17 protein-coding genes are annotated in these 16,200 nt (G+C 67.4%); 11 read left to right on the top strand and 6 right to left on the bottom strand.

The window, feature by feature from the left end:
• From MSP7336_RS18295 to MSP7336_RS18275, 5 genes are read left to right on the top strand one after another with little or no spacing between them, the layout of a single operon-like run.
• Entirely contained in the window at positions 1–1,143 is a 1,143-nt protein-coding gene (locus MSP7336_RS18295) for an 8-amino-7-oxononanoate synthase (RefSeq protein WP_113964280.1), read from the top strand.
• Positions 1,140–1,820, top strand: coding sequence for a dethiobiotin synthase (gene bioD / locus MSP7336_RS18290; protein ID WP_113964279.1), 681 nt, complete (start codon positions 1,140–1,142; stop codon positions 1,818–1,820). Before MSP7336_RS18295 ends, bioD begins: the two co-directional genes overlap by 4 nt.
• Positions 1,821–2,330, top strand: a complete 510-nt coding sequence (locus MSP7336_RS18285; RefSeq protein ID WP_069396821.1) for a 2'-5' RNA ligase family protein — start codon at positions 1,821–1,823, stop codon at positions 2,328–2,330.
• Positions 2,331–2,368: 38 nt separating this feature from the next.
• Positions 2,369–3,778 (top strand): cytochrome ubiquinol oxidase subunit I, encoded by a 1,410-nt coding sequence (locus MSP7336_RS18280; protein ID WP_113965057.1) that lies wholly within the window; start codon positions 2,369–2,371, stop codon positions 3,776–3,778.
• Positions 3,775–4,803 carry a cytochrome d ubiquinol oxidase subunit II gene (locus MSP7336_RS18275; protein WP_113964278.1) on the top strand — a complete coding sequence of 343 codons (1,029 nt, stop codon included), beginning with the start codon at positions 3,775–3,777 and terminating at the stop codon, positions 4,801–4,803. The genes MSP7336_RS18280 and MSP7336_RS18275 overlap by 4 nt, the downstream gene beginning before the upstream one ends.
• On the opposite strand, the gene MSP7336_RS18270 is transcribed toward MSP7336_RS18275, so the two are convergent.
• The 4 genes from MSP7336_RS18270 to MSP7336_RS18255 all read right to left on the bottom strand — a co-directional run bounded on the left by MSP7336_RS18270 (position 4,780) and on the right by MSP7336_RS18255 (position 8,656).
• Complete coding sequence (locus MSP7336_RS18270) at positions 4,780–6,129, bottom strand: hypothetical protein (RefSeq protein ID WP_181787004.1); 1,350 nt, start codon at positions 6,127–6,129, stop codon at positions 4,780–4,782. The genes MSP7336_RS18275 and MSP7336_RS18270 overlap by 24 nt on opposite strands.
• Positions 6,129–6,503: a hypothetical protein gene (locus MSP7336_RS18265; protein ID WP_069396818.1), complete on the bottom strand. Its 375-nt coding sequence runs from the start codon at positions 6,501–6,503 to the stop codon at positions 6,129–6,131. The genes MSP7336_RS18270 and MSP7336_RS18265 overlap by 1 nt, the downstream gene beginning before the upstream one ends.
• Before the next feature lie 8 nt (positions 6,504–6,511).
• Positions 6,512–8,320, bottom strand: coding sequence for a hypothetical protein (locus tag MSP7336_RS18260; protein ID WP_113965055.1), 1,809 nt, complete (start codon positions 8,318–8,320; stop codon positions 6,512–6,514).
• A 153-nt stretch (positions 8,321–8,473) separates the two neighbouring features.
• Positions 8,474–8,656 (bottom strand): hypothetical protein, encoded by a 183-nt coding sequence (locus MSP7336_RS18255; protein WP_069396816.1) that lies wholly within the window; start codon positions 8,654–8,656, stop codon positions 8,474–8,476.
• Between the two features lie 58 nt (positions 8,657–8,714).
• Between MSP7336_RS18255 and bioB the strand changes: the two genes are divergently transcribed.
• The 3 genes from bioB to MSP7336_RS18240 are packed head-to-tail and all read left to right on the top strand — an operon-like array spanning position 8,715 to position 10,602.
• Positions 8,715–9,743, top strand: coding sequence for a biotin synthase BioB (gene bioB / locus MSP7336_RS18250; protein WP_113965052.1), 1,029 nt, complete (start codon positions 8,715–8,717; stop codon positions 9,741–9,743).
• Complete coding sequence (bsaP, locus tag MSP7336_RS18245; RefSeq protein ID WP_069396815.1) at positions 9,743–9,982, top strand: biotin synthase auxiliary protein BsaP; 240 nt, start codon at positions 9,743–9,745, stop codon at positions 9,980–9,982. Before bioB ends, bsaP begins: the two co-directional genes overlap by 1 nt.
• Positions 9,931–10,602, top strand: a complete 672-nt coding sequence (locus MSP7336_RS18240) for a DUF2567 domain-containing protein (RefSeq protein WP_181786837.1) — start codon at positions 9,931–9,933, stop codon at positions 10,600–10,602. The genes bsaP and MSP7336_RS18240 overlap by 52 nt, the downstream gene beginning before the upstream one ends.
• Here MSP7336_RS18240 and MSP7336_RS18235 read toward each other — a convergent pair.
• Together MSP7336_RS18235 and MSP7336_RS18230 are read right to left on the bottom strand one after the other, a co-directional pair.
• Positions 10,568–11,908 carry a lipase family protein gene (locus MSP7336_RS18235; protein ID WP_069396813.1) on the bottom strand — a complete coding sequence of 447 codons (1,341 nt, stop codon included), beginning with the start codon at positions 11,906–11,908 and terminating at the stop codon, positions 10,568–10,570. The genes MSP7336_RS18240 and MSP7336_RS18235 overlap by 35 nt on opposite strands.
• Before the next feature lie 45 nt (positions 11,909–11,953).
• Positions 11,954–12,652, bottom strand: a complete 699-nt coding sequence (locus MSP7336_RS18230) for an NUDIX hydrolase (RefSeq protein ID WP_069396812.1) — start codon at positions 12,650–12,652, stop codon at positions 11,954–11,956.
• Between the two features lie 48 nt (positions 12,653–12,700).
• On the opposite strand from MSP7336_RS18230, the gene nadA reads away from it, so the two are divergent.
• Genes nadA through nadC form a run of 3 tightly spaced genes read left to right on the top strand, consistent with a single transcriptional unit; the run spans position 12,701 to position 16,193 of the window.
• Positions 12,701–13,753, top strand: coding sequence for a quinolinate synthase NadA (gene nadA / locus MSP7336_RS18225; protein ID WP_069396811.1), 1,053 nt, complete (start codon positions 12,701–12,703; stop codon positions 13,751–13,753).
• Entirely contained in the window at positions 13,750–15,336 is a 1,587-nt protein-coding gene (locus MSP7336_RS18220; protein ID WP_113964275.1) for an L-aspartate oxidase, read from the top strand. The genes nadA and MSP7336_RS18220 overlap by 4 nt, the downstream gene beginning before the upstream one ends.
• Positions 15,336–16,193, top strand: a complete 858-nt coding sequence (gene nadC / locus MSP7336_RS18215; protein WP_181786835.1) for a carboxylating nicotinate-nucleotide diphosphorylase — start codon at positions 15,336–15,338, stop codon at positions 16,191–16,193. The genes MSP7336_RS18220 and nadC overlap by 1 nt, the downstream gene beginning before the upstream one ends.
• The last annotated feature ends 7 nt before the right edge of the window (positions 16,194–16,200 follow it).

Here is a 16,200-nt window from a genome sequence, read left to right as displayed (position 1 = left end):
ATGAGTCGGATCGACACGTCGCCGCTGGCCTGGCTGGACGAGGTGGAACAGCAGCGCCGCCAGGCCGGGCTGCGGCGCTCACTGCGCCCGCGCCCCCCGGTGGCCACCGAACTGGACTTGGCCTCCAATGACTACCTGGGTCTGTCGCAGCACCCCGACGTCATCGACGGCGGGGTACAGGCACTTCGCACCTGGGGGACCGGGGCAACCGGGTCGCGGCTGGTTACCGGTGATACCGAACTGCATCAGCAGCTCGAAACGGCGCTCGCCGAATTCGTCGGTGCCGCAGCAAGTTTGGTGTTTTCCTCGGGATATACCGCCAACCTGGGCGCGGTTGTCGGACTGTCGGGCCCGGGTTCGCTGATAGTTTCCGACGCCTACTCGCACGCGTCGCTGGTCGACGCGTGCCGGTTGTCGCGGGCCCGGGTGGTGGTGACCGGCCACCGCGACGTCGAGGCCGTCGAGGCGGCATTGGCGTCACGGGATGAGGAGCGCGCCGTCGTCGTCACCGACTCGGTGTTTTCCACCGACGGCGTTTTGGCGCCGGTGCGATCGCTGCACGAGGTGTGCCGCCGCCACCGTGCGCTGCTCATCGTCGATGAGGCGCACGGTCTGGGCGTGCGCGGCACCGGTGGGCGGGGGCTGCTCGATGAGCTGGGTCTGGCCGGGTCGCCCGACGTGGTGATGACGACGACGTTGTCCAAGGCGCTCGGCAGCCAGGGCGGTGCGGTGCTGGGCTCGGCCGCCGTCCGCGACCACCTCATCGATGCCGCCCGGCCCTTCATCTTCGACACCGGCCTGGCGCCGGCAGCAGCGGGTGCGGCGCTGGCGGCGCTGACGGTGCTGGCTGCCGAGCCGTGGCGGCCGGCGGCGGTGCTGCGGCACGCCCGCGCGTTGGCCGAGATATGCGGGGTGCCGACCACGCCGGAATCGGCGGTGGTGTCGGTGATCCTCGGTGAGCCGGAGGCGGCGCTGGCCGCCGCCACCGCGTGCCTGGACGCCGGGGTGCGGGTGGGCTGCTTCCGCCCTCCGACAGTTCCGGCGGGCACCTCGCGGCTACGACTCACCGCACGCGCCTCACTGGACGCCGACGAGCTCGAGTTGGCCCGCCGGGTGCTCACTGACGTGTTGTCACGCCGTTGACGGTCCTGGTCGTCACCGGAACGGGGACCGGGGTCGGCAAGACGGTCGTCACCGCGGCGCTGGCGTGCCACGCCCGCCGGGCCGGCATCGACGTCGCGGTGTGTAAACCGGTGCAGACCGGCACCGAAGCCGGCGACGATGACCTCGCCGTGGTGACCCGGCTGTCGGGAACAAGCCGGGTGGCAGGGCTGGCCCGCTATCCCCAGCCACTAGCGCCGGCCGCGGCCGCCGAACAGGCCGGCATGAGCCTGCCGACCCGCGACGACGTGCTGCGCCTGATCCGCGAACTGGATCGGCCCGGGTGGCTCACCCTGGTCGAAGGCGCCGGCGGTCTGCTGGTCGAGTTAGCCCAGCACGGGGTGACGCTTCGCGACATCGCCGTCGATCTGAACGCGGCGGCGCTGTTGGTCTCAACCGCAGAACTGGGGACCCTCAATCATACCGCGTTGACCTTGGAAGCTCTTGCAACGCAGGGGATTTCATGTGCTGGCGTAGTGATCGGCAGCTGGCCGGCCAGTCCCGGGACAGTGCAAGCCTCGAATCGGTCCGCGTTGGCGCGGTTGGCGCCGCTGCGCGCCGCGCTGCCGGCAGACGCCGCGGCCATGTCGCCTGCCGAATTCGCCGCAATGAGCGCCCAAGCGTTCGACACGGACTGGGTGAGCGGGCTGGTCGAGTAGATGGTTCATTCGATCGAGCTGGTGTTCGACCCCGACAGCGAAGCGGCGATCCGCCGCATCTGGGAGGACTTGGCCCGCGCCGGGATACCCAGCCAGTCACCGGCCGCGCGCCCGCACGTGACTTTGGCGGTGGCCGAACGGATCGCACCGGACGTCGATGCCCTGTTGCAACCAATCGCCCAACAGCTGCCGCTGGCCGGTGTGGTGGCGGCGACGCTGCTGTTCGGCCGGACCAATCACGTGCTGGCGCGGCTGATCGTGCCGACCGCGGAGCTGCTGGCGATGCACACGCAGATACACCGGGTGTGTCAACCCCATGTGGCGCCCGAGCTGATGCGCAACAGCCTGCCCGGCCAGTGGACCCCGCACGTCACGTTGGCACGCCGGCTCGGCGGCGCCCAACTCGGCCGCGCGTTGCGCATCGCCGGGCGCCCGGCACACATCGATGCGAGCTTCACCGCCCTGCGACGGTGGGACGGCAGCAAGCGCGTCGAGCATCTGATCCGTTGAGGCTGGCTCTGCGGTAACCGCCGCGCAATGATGGAGTGATGCCGTTCAGCGACACCGTCATGGTGCTCGCGTCCGACGCACCGCCGGGACTGCTCCCGGCTCGACAGCAGATGGCGCTTTCGCTGGGTTTCCACATCATCCTGGCGTGCTTCGGGGTGGCTTTTCCGGCCATGATGTACGTCGTGCACCGTCGCGGAATCGTCCGCGACGACCCAACGGCACTGCGGCTGGTCAAGCGGTGGTCGAAAGCCTCAGCGGTGCTGTTCGCAATCGGAGCGGTCTCCGGAACCGTCCTGAGCTTCGAAATGGGCTTGCTGTGGCCGGGATTGATGGGCAGGTTCGGTGACGTTCTCGGGTTGCCGTTCGCTTTGGAAGGGCTGTCGTTCTTCAGTGAGGCCATATTTCTCGGCCTGTATCTGTACGGGTGGGACCGCATGCGTCCGAGGCTGCACCTGGCCATGCTGGTTCCCATGGCGATCTCGGGCATCGTCGGGTCGTTCTGCGTGGTCGCGGTCAATTCCTGGATGAACTACCCGACCGGGTTCACCATCCGCGACGGTGTCCTCACCGATGTCCGTCCGTGGGCAGCGATGTTCAATCCGTTGGCGTGGCTGCAGTTTCTGCACATGTGGTTGGGCGCGTTCCTGCTGGTGGGCTTGGTGGTCTCGGGGGTGTACGCGGCGGGTCTGCTGCGCGGTCGAGATGACGCCCACCACCGTCTGGGATTCACGGTTCCATTCGCTTTCGCCTCGGTTGCCGCGGTGATTCAGCCGTTTGCCGGTCATCTGCTGGGGTTGCAAGTCGGCAACAAGCAGGAGGCCAAGTTGGCGGCCTTCGAACTCGCTCTGGAACCCGAGCCGGGTCCCGCTCCGCTGCGGTTGGGTGGGTTCCTTGTCGACGACAAGGTCCGCTGGGCGTTGCCCATACCCCGGGTGGGCTCCATCATCGCTCGCGGCACCTTCAATGGGTCGGTGCCCGGCCTGGAGACCATTCCGCGATCCGATTGGCCGCTGGTCAACATCACCCACTGGTCGTTTCAATCGATGGTTGGCATCGGTTTGTTGCTGGCGCTGGTGGCGGTGGTGTTCTGGGCAGCCCGTCGGCGCGGGCACGACCTGCTGAGTAACCGTTGGTTTCTGCGGTTTGCGGTCCTCGCGGGGCCACTTGCGATTATTGCGTTGGAAATGGGTTGGGTTGCAACAGAAGTCGGTCGTCAGCCGTGGACGGTGTGGCAGGTCCTGCGCACCACCGACGCGGCGACGTTCAACCGGGCGATCTGGTGGACCTATGGCGGAGTGGTGGTGATCTACGTCGGCATGACCGTCGCGGCCTTCGTCGTGTTGCGCTCGATGACCAGGCGTTGGCGCGCGGGCGAGGAAGAGCTACCAAGCCCGTACGGGCCCGCCGTGGTGGCCGCAACACCTGCTCGGGCGGAGCCGGGCGGGTGAGCCTTTCTGCTGCGGTGGCCGCGGCGATGTTCGTCGGGGTGATCGTGTATGCGCTGCTCGGTGGCGCCGACTTCGGTTCGGGCTTTTACGATTTGACGGCGGGCCGGGGTCGGCACGGCGCAGAGGTGCGCACGCTGATCGATCACAGCATCGGGCCAGTGTGGGAAGCCAATCATGTGTGGTTGATCTATATTCTGGTCATCTGGTGGACCGGATTCCCGAAGGCCTTTGCGGCGGCGACGACGACACTTTTCACCCCGTTGATACTCGCCCTTGCCGGGATCGTGTTGCGCGGCTCGAGCTTCGCGTTCCGCAAATACGCCGCCACCTTCGGCCAAGCACGCCTGTTCGGGGCGATCTTCGCCGGATCATCGTTGATCACACCGTTTTTCTTCGGCACGGTGGCCGGTGCCATCGCCTCGGGACGGGTGCCGGCCAATGGCTATGGTGATCCGGTTGGCTCGTGGGTGAATCTGACATCGCTGGTCGGCGGGTGCCTCGCCGTCACGACATGCGTATTTCTGGCCGGAATCTTCTTGACGGCCGACGCTGTTCGGATAGGCGATGCCGCGTTGGCCGGCCGACTTCGCGTGCGTACCCTGGCGGTCGGGCTGGTCGCCGGAGTGATCGTTTTCGCGGGTCTGTATCCGATTCTGGACGACGCCCCCACGCTGAGTTCCGGTCTGCTGGGCCGGGCGCTTCCGCTGCTCGTCATCGCAGCCCTCGCCGGCGCGACCACCTTGTTGTTGTTGTACCGATCTCCCTCTGTGGCAAGGATGTTCGCCGCACTTGCGGTTGCGGCAGTGGTCGCCGGCTGGGGTGTCGGACAGTATCCGTGGATGCTGACCGACCAACTGCGCATCGCCGACGCCGCCGGGGCTCCGGCGACGCTGGCCGCACTGCTGGTTGTGGTTGCGCTTGCCGGGGTGATCGTCGTGCCGCCACTGACCTACTTGTTGTGGTTCACGCAGACCGCGGAATCAAAGCCGGCGACACCTCTGTCACCCGCCGAAGAGCAGGTATAGCCCGGTGAAGGTATAGCCGACCATCACCAGCATCATCGTGAGCTGGCCGGTCAGTTGATGACCGCTCGGCAACACACGCAGCGCCTTGTCATGGGCCGCGATCACCGCCACGATGTGCCCGGTGACGACGCAGGTCACCTTGACCGCGGCCAGCAGCGACGGGTGCATTGACAACACGTAGGCGACGTGGGTATGCGCCAGCCCCAACAGGTTCCAGCCCCGACCAAGGGGGTCGGCCAGCGCGAAGACGGCTTGCTGGCCCCGCTCCACCAGATACGACAGGTAATGGGCGAAGATGTAGCCGACCACGATCGGGATCAGCGAATGCGCCATCTGCCCGGGCAACGCATGCCGTTGGTCCCGGTCAACCCCGCCGGTCGCCCGGGCGGCCAGTGAAAATGTCAGTGCGACAACGGAAATGAATGCCAGCAGGCCGAGTGTGTTCAGCGCGGACGACGACATCGTGACGGGGACACCGTGAAAGTCGCGGGTGAGGCGATCGGCAAATCCGCGCCACGTCGGCGACGAGGAGTAACTGTCGAAGGCCGTCGACCCGAGCAAGACGGCCAAAACCGCCACCACGCCGGGGCGCACCGGCAGCGACGGCAGATGATCCAACGGGTTGCCGACGACGATCCGCCCGGTGACGGGGTTGCGCCGAAACGGCGACAGTCGCGATACCGCCATGCTGTACACCCCGAACGGGTCGACTCGGGCCAGCCAGCGTTGTCCGCATAGCCATGCGCCACCGAGTAGGACCACGGCGTACACCAGCAGCCACGTTTTGATCAGGGGCAGCGACGCGGGATTCGGGCTGGCCAACTCCATCCACACGAACGCGAACAACCCCGCCGCGGCGGGACGGTAACCCCAACTTTCCGGATAACGCAGCCGCGGCCGGCTAAGCGCGGCGCCAATGGCCCGTCGCAGCAGCAGATAGGTCGTGCGCACCGGAGAGATGACGCGCCACACCGGCCCGAAGAGCACCGACAGCGCGATCAACCCGACCCACAGCAGCACATAGAAGACACCGAGCAGGGCGTTGCTCTGGTCCTGTGGTCCGGCCAGGCCTGCCAGCAGCACCCACGCCGTGAACAGCAGCGCCAGTCCGGCCGCCGTCCAGCGCGTCGCGCGAGCATCCACAAGTTTGGTCAGCGCGGCGGGCAACGGGCGGCCGGGCTTTTGCGGATCGAATCGCGGTCGCCGCCAAGCGAAGGCGACCAGTGCGAAGGTGAACGTCAACGCCCACGCGGCGCCCACCATCGCGAAGGCGTACGGGACGGGAAGGTCGCTGGAGCCACCCAACCCGTGCGCCAAAAGGCGGATCACGGGCGGACTTGGATGGTCGCGATCGTCTTGTTCAAGTGGTGTAGCTCGACGTCGACCTTGCCGGGGACCTCGACGCTGAACTGGAACGTCTGGTCAGGTGCCGCCGCAACCTGGAATTTGTGATCGGGCACCGAGTGCACATGCAGCTCGTCGGTGGCGTCGCTGGTGACCCGGACCGTGATCGGCTGGTGGACTTTCGCCTCCAGCGTCGCGTTGGTCGGTGTGACGCTGCCGTGCGCGATCGTCACATCCACCACCACAGCGGCGTCGTTGTTGGCGGTGGAGCCTGGATTTGATGCCGCACCACAGGCGACGAGGCCATAACTCAGCACCGCTGCTGCGGCGGCGATGAGTGCATGTCGCAACGCCATCAGGGCTCTCATGCTGCCTGCGGGGGCGAGCGGTCGGCAGCTGCGGTCTCTGGTCGTTTGGGTGCGGGCTCGGCGGCGTTGATCCGTCCTGCACCCCAGGTCAGCGCCCCGATGACCATCAACGTGAAGATCAACACCACGATGCCGCCTGCGGTGAACAACCATTCCGGGACGTCGGGGTCGCGTTCGCGCTGCAAGATCGACACCTCGAGCACGAACGGACGGTTGCTGGAGGCCAACGCGGGAATCTCCGGTGCCGGAATCGCTTCGTCGGCCGGCGCCCAGATCGGCACGGCGGTCATCGTCCTGCCGTCCTGCACGCGCAGCAGCGTCTTCCAGTCGCCCCACACCGGGACGGGCTGGGTGGAGTGATAGTGACCCGGACCAACCCGGTCCAGCGCGTCGATGAACAGACCGCGGTGGTTCTGCATCCGTCCCTGCCAGGACAGGATCGTCAGCCACTCCGGGTGGTCGCTGACCAGATTCGGCGGGTTGATCTGCACGTCGGCCGATACCAGTCGTTGCCCGGGCGGGCTGGGCAGATCGGTCAGCTTGACGGTGGCGGTGTTTTGTTGCGGCACATGGATATGCAGTCCGTTGGCCACCGCGCAACCGGTCACCAGCACGGCCGCCGCCACGAGCGAGATACCGATTCCCCTGCGCGGCAGTGGTTGAGCGGTGAGCACCATCCCGAACATCGCCGCACACATCCCGGCCAGCACCGCCACCGGCACCGCCATGGCGAGGGCTTCACCCCACATGGTGATCGGCCAGGAGTAGGGGTAGACCGCTTCGATCCAGAACGACTCGAGCCACAGCCCGACGGTGCTCACGCCCAAACCGGCGACGGCGCCGAACAGCACCGGGCGCCGCATCAGCGGCGTCAACGCAAGTACCTCGACCACGATCGCCGGGCCCAGATACAGCGGGAACCAGTTGATGGGAGCTCCCAGGATCGGTCCGACCACCAACGCGACCGCGCCGCGCAGCGCTATCGCGAACAGCGCCGCCACGATCGCCGCACCGCGCCCCAACGTCATTCGGGCGACCACCGTCCCGATCGTCGCCGCGCCGGCGATCAGCATCGGCTGGAAAACAAGCCGGAACTGGGGGACGCCGAAGTCGAACTCGATCTGATAAACCGACATGCCGATCAACAGACCGCCGCAGGACAGATACCGCAGGAACCGGATGAATCGACGCTCCGCGCGGGCGAACGTCCCCTCTTCGGGTGTGTCCGGAAGTCCCTGTCCGCCTTCGTATTCCAGCATCAGAACGGCAAACAGCGAGAACCCGGCGCCGCCGATCATCATCAGATGTGTCGGACCCCACAACGTCACATCCTGGCCGAAGATGCGATGCCAGATGTCATCGAGCGGGAACCCGATCAGCGCGTACAGCCCGCAGCCGGCCATCAGCACACCGCCGACGGGTGCGGACCAATTGCCGGTGATGCGCACCGCCGCCGGTCCCGGCTTGTCGAACGGCATCACCACCGCGATCATGCCGGCCAAGAAAATCCCGAATAGCCCGATGACGATGAAATAGTGCGCGGGGTTGGCCAATGGACCCGAATCGCGGCCGTTGCCGATGTGCCAGCTGACATCCCAGATGAAGCCGAACAGGGCGCAAATGATCGACGTGGTGTACACCAGGACCGGCAGGGCAACCCAGGGTGGACGGTCGAACTTCTCGGCCATCCAGTCCGCCGCCCGACTCAACCAGGTGATCCGGTGGCTGCGATGCGCGTAGCCGACCCACAGCATCGCCACGGCTATCACCGCTGCCGCGATCGACAGACCTATCACCTGCCCGATTCCGGCCCCTCCGGCCGGAGCCTCCGCGAGAACCGCTGACCGCACCGTCGTCTCCTCCCAACCGCGCCGGGACGCCCCGCAAGATCTGGACGCAAAGCGTCGGCTTACTGGACAGTAGGTTGCCGGTTGGCCGGAAGGTCAAACTTCGCCCGTTTAGCTGGTGCTGCCTTGATCCCGCGTGTTGTCGGCAGGGGTGCGCGCGGCCTCGCCACGGCTACGCCTGTCTTTCAACGCCACATACAGCACGACCCCGACAACGACCACCGCCGGCAGAAAAGCGGGCAGCGCCAGCAATAGATAATGGTGCGCCACGTACTGGGTGGACAAAGTGCTCATTGCTGTTCACGCTGCCACGTTTTGTGCGGCTATGCACCGCTGCCCTAACCTGAACGGCGTGACTCAGGCGGCGACTCGACCCACCACCGACAGCACCGACATCCTTTCCGTGGCGCGCCGCCAGGTGCTGGAGCGGGGTGAGGGCTTAACCCGGGACCAGGTCCTGGCCGTGCTGCGGCTGCCCGACGACCGACTCGAGGAATTGCTGGCGCTGGCCCACGAGGTGCGGATGGCCTGGTGCGGTCCGGAGGTCGAAGTCGAAGGCATCATCAGCCTGAAAACCGGCGGTTGCCCGGAAGACTGCCATTTCTGCTCACAGTCCGGGCTGTTCGCCTCGCCGGTGCGTAGCGCCTGGCTGGACATTCCCAGCCTGGTTGAGGCGGCCAAGCAGACCGCCAAGAGCGGCGCCACCGAATTTTGCATCGTGGCCGCCGTTCGGGGTCCTGATGACCGATTGATGGCTCAGGTCGCCGCCGGGATCGAGGCGATCCGCGACGAAGTCGACATCCAGATCGCCTGCTCGCTGGGCATGCTGACCGCCGACCAGGTGGAGCGGTTGTCGGCGATGGGTGTGCACCGCTACAACCACAACCTGGAGACCGCGCGGTCGTTCTTTCCCGACGTCGTCACCACCCATACCTGGGAAGAGCGCTGGTCGACGTTGACGATGGTGCGCGAGGCCGGCATGGAGGTGTGCTGCGGCGGCATCCTCGGCATGGGCGAGACGCTCGAGCAGCGCGCGGAATTCGCCGCCGACCTGGCTGAACTGGATCCCGACGAGGTGCCGCTGAATTTCCTGAACCCGCGGCCGGGAACCCCGTTCGGAGATCTGGAGGTACTGCCGGCCAGTGAGGCGCTCAAGGCGGTGGCGGCATTCCGGCTGGCCTTGCCGCGGACCATGCTGCGTTTCGCGGGCGGACGCGAGATCACACTCGGCGACCTCGGGGCCAAGCGCGGAATCCTGGGTGGCATCAACGCGGTGATCGTCGGCAACTACCTGACCACGCTGGGCCGCCCAGCCGAAGCCGATCTGGAACTGCTCGACGATCTGCAGATGCCGATCAAGGCGCTCAACGCGAGCCTGTGATGGTTCACGATCTGCCTGCGCCGATCGGCGCGGGCGTCTACTGCGTTTACACCGGCCAACGCCGCGACGCGCAGCCCGGCGCACCGGTACCGACGGCCGCGCAGCTGGGTCTCGAGCCGCCGAGGTTCTGCGCGGCATGCGGTCGGCGCATGGTGGTGCAGGTCCGCCCGGACGGCTGGTGGGCGAAATGTTCCCGGCACGGCCGGGTGGACTCGACGAACTTGGAGGAGCAGCGTTGACTGACGCTCCGCGCGTTTCGCGCCGCCGGGCGGTCATCACAGTCGCGCTGGGTCTACTGCCGAGCGGTGTGCTGGTCGGCGGCCTTTGGGCGTGGATCGCCCCGGCGATCCACGGCGTGGTGGCGCTGGCCGACGACGGCGAGCGGCTGCACGACTACCTCGGCAACGAATCCGACCACTTCTTCGTCGCCGCGTTCATGATGCTCGGGCTGCTGAATGTCGTCGCCGTGATCGCCCCGGTGCTGGTGTGGCAATGGCGCCACCACCGGGGGCCGACAATGGTCGCTGGGCTGTGCCTGGGGATGGCGGGCGCGGCTGCGCTCGCGGCCACGACCGCAGCGCTGCTCGTGCGCCTGCATTACGGCGCCGTGAATTTCGACGCGGCGCCGGTCACGCGGGAGAACCGGGTGTACTACTTCACCGAGGCGCCACCGGTGTTTTTCGGCCACACCCCGCTGCAGGCAGCCTGCACGCTGTTGGCGCCGGTGGCCACCGCGGCGCTGGTCTACGCGGTGCTGGCCGCCGCCACCGCCCGCGACGACCTTGGTGGCTATCCGCCCGCCGAAACGGACGCAGCCAGGCCGCTCACAGCGGACGTCGGTGCAGCTTCCGTCCAGTGATCACCTTCGCGGCGATGACACCCAGCCGCGCCATCCCCAGATAAGTGGCCGGGTTGAACATCGTCGGCCACTTGGTGCGGACCAGGTGATCGCTCAGTGGCCGGCGTGCAAATCTGTCTTGCAGCCAGCGCAGCGTCATCGGCGCCGACAACGGATGCAGCAGCAAGTGCTCGCAGAACGCATCGCGGTGGTAGGTGACATCTGCACCGCCCGCCGAATAGGTGGCGGCCAGTTCGTCGATGTCGCCGACGTCGATGAGGTAGTCGTGGACAGCCTGCACGATCAGCACCGGCGGTGACGGCACCGCGGTGCCCAACTTGATGCTGTCGAAGACGTGCTGGACCTCCGGCAGCGCCAAGACTTCCTCGAGCGGCCGATCAAGATAGACGCCCACGTCCTTGCCGGCCATCCGGATGATCGCGCCAAGGGTGGTCATGTCCTCCAGCTGGCTCAGCAGCGTTCGCCCCTCGGCATTGGCGTGCTCTTTGATGACCCGGTCCAGCTCTGGGTAGGCGTGCGCCAGGGCGGCTACCACCATGGCCGGCAGGCCCGAGAGGAAGCTGGCGTTGAGCCTGCGGAACGTGTGGCCCAGGTCGCCGACGGGCGAGCCCAGCACCGCGCCGACGATGTCGAGCTCGGGCGCGTAGTCGGCACACATTTCGGCGGCCCAGGCGCTGGCCAGGCCGCCACCCGAGTAACCCCAGAGGGCGACCGGCGCGGACGCGGACAGTCCAAGGCGCTCGAAGCGCAGCGCTGCGCGTACACCGTCCAGCACGCGGCAACCGGGCTCGTAGGGTGCACCCCACATCCCACGCGTTCCTTCGTGATCGGGGACTGACACCGCCCATCCCTCGGCAAGCGCGGCGCTGATCAACAGGAACTCCAGTTGCGCCAACGAACCCACGGCTTTGGCGCGCCGGCGCAGGGCATAGGACGGGAAGCAGCGCGATGTCACGGCATCGATCGCGCACTGATACGACAGCACCGGGCAAGGCCGCTCGGCCGTGGCTTCTGGGGGCACGATCACCGTGGTGACTGTGGCCTCCGGCCTGCCGTTCATGTCGGTGGTGCGGTAGAGCAGCTGTGTTGCGGTGAGGCGCTGGGGAATCAGACCCAGATAGGCAAGTTCGACTTCACGCGAACGCAACACCGTTCCGGGCACAGCATGCTCGAACCCCTCCGGCGGCTGGTAGAAGGGGTCTTTCGAGGGCAGAACGGGACGCGCCTTGGGCTGCAACTCCTCGTGCGGCGGGCGGCCGATCCACTCCGCACCGGTCGAGGTCGTCGCGAGGCTCCCAATGTCCACCCGAGCAGGCTACTTAAGAGAGCTTTAAGAATCCAGTCGACCCGCCTAGGCCGGCGCGGGCGGTCGAAGCGCAGCAAATTCGTCGGTGACCCGCAGCTGCGAGTCGACGAAACGGTACAGCGCCGCCGGACGCCCCCCGCTGCGCCCGGACTGCGCCCTGGTGCCGGTCTGGGTGATGACACTGCGGCGGGCGAGCACGCGCTGCAAGTTGGTCGCGTCAACCTGGTATCCGAGCGTGGCGCTGTAAATGTCACGCAGCGTCGACAGCGCGAATTCCCTTGGCGCCAGAGCGAATCCGATGTTGGTGTAGGACATCTTGGCGGCCAGCCGGGCGCGGGCGTGGTCGACCATCGGGCCGTGGTCGAACGCCATCGTCGGCAGCGCGGTCACTGGATGCCAGCGGGTGTCCTTGGGCAGCTCGGGCGTAGCGGGGGAGGGCACCAGACCCAGGAAGGTTGAGGCGATCGTGCGAACACCCGGGATGCGGGCCGGATCGGAAAACACCGCGAGCTGCTCGAGGTGGGCAACCTCACGCAGGTCGACCTTCTCGGCGAGCTGGCGCCGCACCGAGGTCGTGATGTCCTCGTCCTGCTGCAGCCGGCCCCCGGGCAGCGACCACGCGCCGCGCTGCGGTTCGCGGGCGCGCTGCCATAACAGCACGCTGAGCATGGCATTCCCGGTTTCGAGCCCGCGAACTTGGAACACCACTGCAAGCACTTCGTGTGCAGTGCTACCATGAACCACGTTTTCGATTATAAGTCGAAAACCCCGTCAGCCAAAGGAGCGGCGCTTATGACCGAGGTGCTGAATCGTGCGGATGGGCTGGCCGACGGCCTGGCTGCCGGCATCACCAACACGCCGGCCGGCTACTCGGGCGTGGACGGCGACGCGCGATGGGCTGCGGAAATCCGCCGGTTGGCCGATCTGCGGGGCGCCACCATCCTGGCGCACAACTATCAGTTGCCCGCGATTCAGGACGTCGCCGACCACGTCGGTGACTCGCTGGCGTTGTCGCGAGTCGCCGCCGCCGCGCCCGAGGACACCATCGTGTTCTGCGGCGTGCATTTCATGGCCGAGACCGCGAAGATCCTGTCACCGGACAAGACGGTGCTGATTCCCGACCAGCGCGCCGGCTGCTCACTGGCGGACTCGATCACACCCGAGGACTTGCAGGCCTGGAAGGACGAGCACCCCGGCGCGGTCGTCGTGTCTTACGTCAACACCACGGCAGCGGTCAAGGCGCTCACCGACATCTGTTGCACCTCGTCGAACGCTGTCGACGTCGTCGCATCCATCGACCCCGACCGCGAGGTGTTGTTCTGTCCCGACCAGTTCCTCGGCGCGCATGTGCGGCGGGTCACTGGGCGAAAGAACCTGCACGTGTGGGCCGGCGAATGCCACGTGCACGCCGGAATCAACGGCGACGAGCTGGCCGAGCGGGCTCGGGCGAATCCCGACGCCGAACTGTATGTGCATCCCGAATGTGGTTGCGCCACTTCGGCTCTGTATCTCGCCGGCGAAGGCGTCTTCCCGCAAGAGCGGGTCAAGATCTTGTCCACCGGCGGCATGCTCGACGCCGCACGTGCCACCCACGCGCGCCAAGTGCTGGTCGCCACCGAGGTCGGAATGTTGTACCAATTACGAAATGCCGCGCCGGGCACTGATTTCCAGGCCGTCAACGACCGTGCATCATGCAAGTTCATGAAGATGATCACACCGGCGGCGCTGCTGCGTTGTCTGGTTGAAGGCGCCGACGAAGTCGATGTCGACCCGAACATCGCCGCGGCGGCCCGCCGCAGCGTGGAACGGATGATTGCAATCGGGCAGCCTGGCGGCGGCGAATGAGCGCTCCTCTGGTCTGGCAGCAGCATGCCGATGTCGTCGTCATCGGTACCGGGGTGGCCGGCCTGGCCGCCGCGCTGGCCGTGCACCGCGCCGGCCGACGCGTCATGGTGCTCAGCAAGGCCGGGCGCAGGCCGGGGGTGACCGCCACGCACTACGCCCAGGGCGGCATCGCGGTGGTGCTGCCCGACAGCGACGACTCGGTAGAAGCCCACGTGGCTGACACAGTGGCCGCCGGCGCGGGCCTGTGCGACGCGGAAGCGGTGACCTCGATCGTGGCCGACGGCTACCGGGCGGTGGCCGAATTGGTCGGCGACGGAGCACGATTCGACGAGTCGCACCCTGGCCGATGGGCGCTGACGCGCGAGGGCGGGCATTCGCGGCGGCGCATCGTGCACGCCGGCGGTGACGCCACCGGTGCTGAGGTGCAGCGCGTACTCGATCAGGCTGCCGCCGCACTGGATATCCGCACCAACCACGTCGCTCTGCGCGTGCTGCAGGAAGATTACAAAAGCGGGCCGGTCGCCGGAGTGCTGGTGGCCAACACCGACGGGCTCGGCATCGTGCACGCGCCATCGGTGATCTTGGCCACCGGGGGGCTGGGCCACCTCTACACCGCGACCACCAACCCGGACGGCTCAACCGGCGACGGCATCGCGCTGGCACTGTGGGCGGGGGTTCCGGTCAGCGATATCGAATTCATCCAGTTCCACCCGACCATGCTGTTCGACGGACACACCGACGGTCGGCGACCGCTGGTCACCGAGGCGTTGCGCGGTGAGGGCGCGATACTGCTTGACGTTCAAGGCAACCCAGTGATGGCCGGCGTGCATCCGATGGCCGACTTGGCGCCGCGCGACATCGTCGCCGCAGCGGTCGACGCGCGACTCAAAGCGACGGGAGAGCCGTGCTTGTATCTCGACGCCCGCGCCGTCCCCGGTTTCGAGGCGCGCTTTCCGACCGTCACCGCCGCGTGCCGGGCGATAGGAATCGACCCGGTCCGCCAACCGATTCCGGTCGTTCCCGGTGCGCACTACAGTTGCGGCGGCGTCGTCACCGACGTACACGGACAAACCGAACTGCCGGGTCTGTACGCCGCAGGTGAGGTCGCCCGAACCGGGATGCACGGCGCGAACCGACTGGCCTCCAACAGCCTGCTCGAAGGCCTGGTCGTGGGCGGACGTGCCGGTAGGGCCGCGGCAGCTCACGCGGCCGCGACGGGGTCCTTGCGGGCCACGCCGGTGGAAGTGGAGCCCGCTATCGCGTTGGTGCGCAACGACTTACAGCAGCTGATGAGCAGGAATGCGTCGGTGGTGCGTACCGAGCACGGTCTGCGTCGGTCGGCCGATACGCTCGCGGCGGCGCCCATGCGCGACGTGCGGTGCCGGGCTGATCTCGAAGACGTGGCGCTGACCGTGACGGCGCGCGCGGTGGTCGCCGCTGCGCTGGCCCGCGACGAAACCCGTGGCTGTCATCATCGTGCCGAATACCCCGACGCTGCCCCCGAGTACGCCCGCAGCATCGTCGTGCGGCTGTGCGAGGAGGAGAACACCGTGCACGCTGAGGCGCCGGCGGCGGTGTGCTGATGGGCCTCTCCGAGTGCGAGCTTGCAGAGGCTCGCGCCACGATCGCGCGTGCGCTCGACGAAGACCTGCGCTACGGCCCGGACGTCACCACGCTGGCGACGGTGCCGGACGGCGCGACGGCCACCGCGGCGCTGATCACCCGCGAGGCGGGCGTGATCGCCGGTGTCGACATTGCGCTGCTGGTGCTCGACGAGGTGGTGGGTCCGGACGGCTACCGGGTGCTTGACCGCGTCGACGACGGCGCGCGGCTGCAGCCCGGTGCGGCGCTGTTGAGGCTGCAAGCACCGACGTCCGGGCTGCTGACCGCCGAGCGGACCATGCTCAACCTGGTGTGCCATCTATCCGGCATCGCCACCACGACAGCCGCCTGGGTCGACGCCGTGCACGGCACCAACACCAAAATCCGTGACACCCGCAAGACGCTGCCCGGGCTACGTGCGTTGCAGAAATATGCGGTCCGCGTCGGCGGCGGGGTCAATCACCGGATGGGCCTGGGCGACGCGGCGCTGATCAAAGACAACCACGTCGCGGCGGCGGGCTCGGTGGTGGCGGCGTTGCGCGCGGTACGTGCCAAGGCACCGGATCTGCCGTGCGAGGTGGAAGTCGACTCGCTCGAGCAGCTCGACGACGTGCTCGCCGAGGACGTCGAGCTGGTGCTGTTGGACAACTTCCCGGTCTGGCAAACCCAGATCGCTGTGCAGCGTCGCGATGCCCGCGGGTCCGCGGTCAAGCTGGAATCCTCTGGCGGCCTCACTCTGGACAACGCGGCCGCCTACGCCGGGACTGGGGTCGACTATCTGGCCGTCGGCGCGCTCACCCACTCGGTGCGGGTGCTCGACGTCGGGCTGGACCTGTAGCCAGCGC

Source organism: Mycobacterium shimoidei (assembly GCF_900417275.1).
Lineage (GTDB): Bacteria > Actinomycetota > Actinomycetes > Mycobacteriales > Mycobacteriaceae > Mycobacterium > Mycobacterium shimoidei.
Note: the sequence above shows the minus strand (reverse complement) of the source record. Positions and strands in the feature narration are given on the sequence as shown.